This is a genomic window from Ensifer sp. (assembly GCF_035999185.1).
In the GTDB taxonomy this organism is placed as follows: domain Bacteria; phylum Pseudomonadota; class Alphaproteobacteria; order Rhizobiales; family Rhizobiaceae; genus Ensifer.
In genome coordinates this window covers 1-2,849 of the sequence record NZ_DASYHB010000030.1, presented here as the reverse complement: position 1 = coordinate 2,849, position 2,849 = coordinate 1, and the positions used below count along the sequence as shown (strand labels likewise).

The window sequence follows — 2,849 nt, the reverse complement described above, 5'->3', positions numbered from 1 at the left end:
GCGCCGGTGACGCGGCCAACAAGGCGATGATCGCGGCGCTGGTGAATTTCAGAACTGTCGACATGATTTCTCCTCCCACTCTGTCGTCAGATTGATAGAAAGCCGCCGTCGATATTCAGATCGACGCCGGTGCAGTAACTGGCCGCCTCGCTCGTGAGGAAAACCGCCGGCCCACCCACTTCGTGTGGCTGCCCCATGCGTTTCATCGGCGTCATCGCAGCGAACTTGCGGACGTTTTCGGCCACTTCCGGCCGGCTGTTCATGGGCGTTGCCATGAAGCCCGGGCTCAGGCAGTTGACGCGCACGCCCCGCCCGGCCCATTCGGCCGCAAGGCTCTTCGTCAGGCGGATCACCGCCGCCTTCGTCGCGTCGTAGTGCGCCTGCTCCAGGCCGGGGATGGCGGTGGAGCCGCAGATCGACGCCATGTTGAGAATGGAGCCGCGGCCACGCTCCAGCATGCGACGGCCCTCGACCTGGCAGGACCAGAAGAGCCCGTTGAGGTTGATGTCCATCATCCGCAGGAACTGCGGCTGCGGCATCGTCTCGGCCGCACTGACATTGGCGATGCCGGCGCTGTTGACGGCGATATCGATCTCGCCCAACTCCCGCTCGGCTCGGTCGAATGCGGCCTCGATCGAGCTGCGATCGGTGACATCGCCTCCGAGGGCCAGCACTTTCCTTCCGATTGTGGAGATGGCTGCCAGCGTCTCGTCCTGACCGGCGGCACCCGGCAGATCGAAGCAGGCGACATCGGCACCCGCTTCGGCAAGCGCAATTGCGATTGCCTGCCCGAGGCCACTTCCGGCGCCGGTGACGAAGGCGCGCTTGCCATCAAGATCAAATCTGTTCACCTGCACCTCCCGAAACCTGCTGATTTTATTGATAAACCGATTGGCTCTTGCGATTGAGGACGTTGCCCTGAATTCACTCTTCAGCGCCGCTGAAGAAGGCTCAGAGAATGGCCCGGATCGTGCCGCCCTCCGCGCGCATCGCCATGCCGTTGAGGTGCGCGCTTGCCGCCAGGTGCACGACGCTGCGCGCCACTTCGTCCGGTTCGATCATTCGCCTGATGAGCGAGGTCGGTTCGGTTTCGTCGAAGTAGTCGGAGACGACCGCCTCGCGGGTCGTGCCCTTCTCTTCGGCTATTTCCTGGTGGTAGCGGCGCACCGCTTCGGTGTTGGTCGGGCCCGGCAGGATGGTGTTGACCCTCACCCGGGTGCCCTTCGTCAACTCGGCAAGCGCACGCGAAAGACCGAGCAGGCAAGTCTTCATGGCGCCGTAATGCGCCATCCACGGCTGCGGCTTGACCGCGCTTTCGCTGCTGATGAAGACGATGCTGCCTTCGCCGCGCTCCAGCATGTCCTTCATCACCAACCGCGACATGCGCACGCCGGTCATGACGTTCACGTCGAAATAGCGAAACCAGTGCTCGTCCGTCGTCTCGAAGAAATCGCGAACTTCGAAGATGCCGATGCTGTTGATCAGGATATCGACGGGGCGATGGGAAGAGGCGAAGGCATAGAGCCGCTCGGCCTCGCCCGCAGCGGTCAGATCCCCGGCGATCCCTCGGCAGCGTCGACCGAGAGCGGCAATTGCGTCTTCGACCTCGATGGCGTTGATGCCGCTCACGGTCACATCCGCACCTTCGGCGAGAAAGACCGAGGCAATGGCGCGCCCGATGCCCGTGGCACCGCCCGTTACCAACACGTGCTTGCCGGAAAGACCATAATCCATTTCAAAAAATCTCCATGCGTCGTCGTTCGGTGGTCACAGGAAGGACGCACCGTCGGAAATGAGGGCGATGTGGAACGCGATCAGGCGGCGCCGCGCAGCCTTGGGTACTCGGTCCTGCAAAGCTCCGCGCTGCGGCTCAGGCGCTTCACGCGCTGCAGGAGAAAATCGATGAACTCGGCCGTCCGCAGAGGCAGGCGGTGTCTCGGTTCAGACAGAAGATGGATGATTTCGGGGTCGCAGTCGAAGTCCCTGAGAACCGCGACCAGCGTTCCCTCTTCCAATTCGCGCGCGACATCCCAGGACGACACGCGAATGAGCCCTTGGCCGGCCTTGGCAAGGTCGATCAGCGCCTGCCTGTCGGAGACGATGCGGTTGCCGCTGACGCGAACGAGCGTCGGTTCGCCATCGACGGCAAAACCCCATTTGTCCGCAGCCATCCTGCCGTCGAGATAGACTAGACAGTTATGGGCAACGAGATCGGACGGCACATCCGGTGCCCCGACACGCGCCAGATAATCAGGCGCCGCACAGATGACCATCGGATTTTCGCCGAGCTTGCGGGTAGTCAGTGCGCTGTCGGGCACTGCGCCAAAGCGAACGACGATATCGCAATCGTCATCGACCAGACTGACGTCCTCGTCACCAAGGATGAGGCGAAAGCCGATTTCCGGATGCGCGGCGCCGAACTCGCTGATCAAGGGGATCAGGTACTTCCGCCCGAATTCAGTGGGTGCTGCGATCGTTACCGTTCCGTTCGGGTTTTTCTTGCGCGCCCGCATCGTCTTGTCGAGCCGCTCGAAATCCTCAAGGATCGTCTGCGACGTTTCAAAGAGATAGCGTCCCTCCTCCGTCAGGCACAAAGAACGCGTGGTACGCTTCAAGAGAGCCACCCCGAAGTGACATTCAAGCGCCTTCAGCCGTCCGCTCATCGTTGCCGGCGACAGGCCGAGCTTCGAGGCGGCGAGAGAAAAGCTGTTCGATTTGACGATTTCCGAGAAGACGCGGAGGTCCTGGATGCTGTTCATCGCGTCACCTCCAACTCGGGCAGGAACTGCCCGAGATTACCGATACTTGCGGCAAGGCCGGTGACAAACACTTCGACACGCGCGCGGATA

Annotated in this window: 3 protein-coding genes; all 3 read right to left on the bottom strand. The window is 62.0% G+C overall.

What is annotated here, in order from left to right; all coding sequences use genetic code 11:
- Positions 1 to 86 precede the first annotated feature (86 nt).
- The 3 genes from VGO04_RS03055 to VGO04_RS03045 all read right to left on the bottom strand — a co-directional run bounded on the left by VGO04_RS03055 (position 87) and on the right by VGO04_RS03045 (position 2,759).
- Complete coding sequence (locus tag VGO04_RS03055) at positions 87 to 851, bottom strand: SDR family oxidoreductase (protein WP_327494491.1); 765 nt, start codon at positions 849 to 851, stop codon at positions 87 to 89.
- 100 nt (positions 852 to 951) lie between these two features.
- Positions 952 to 1,734, bottom strand: a complete 783-nt coding sequence (locus VGO04_RS03050; RefSeq protein WP_327494490.1) for an SDR family oxidoreductase — start codon at positions 1,732 to 1,734, stop codon at positions 952 to 954.
- Positions 1,735 to 1,814: 80 nt separating this feature from the next.
- Positions 1,815 to 2,759 (bottom strand): LysR family transcriptional regulator, encoded by a 945-nt coding sequence (locus VGO04_RS03045; RefSeq protein WP_327494489.1) that lies wholly within the window; start codon positions 2,757 to 2,759, stop codon positions 1,815 to 1,817.
- Positions 2,760 to 2,849 lie beyond the last annotated feature (90 nt).

What these genes read in the sequence shown, in the direction of transcription:
- VGO04_RS03050 (WP_327494490.1), bottom strand. Translation starts at nt 1,734, where the DNA reads ATGGATTATGGTCTTTCCGGCAAGCACGTGTTGGTAACGGGCGGTGCC.
- VGO04_RS03045 (WP_327494489.1), bottom strand. Translation starts at nt 2,759, where the DNA reads ATGAACAGCATCCAGGACCTCCGCGTCTTCTCGGAAATCGTCAAATCG.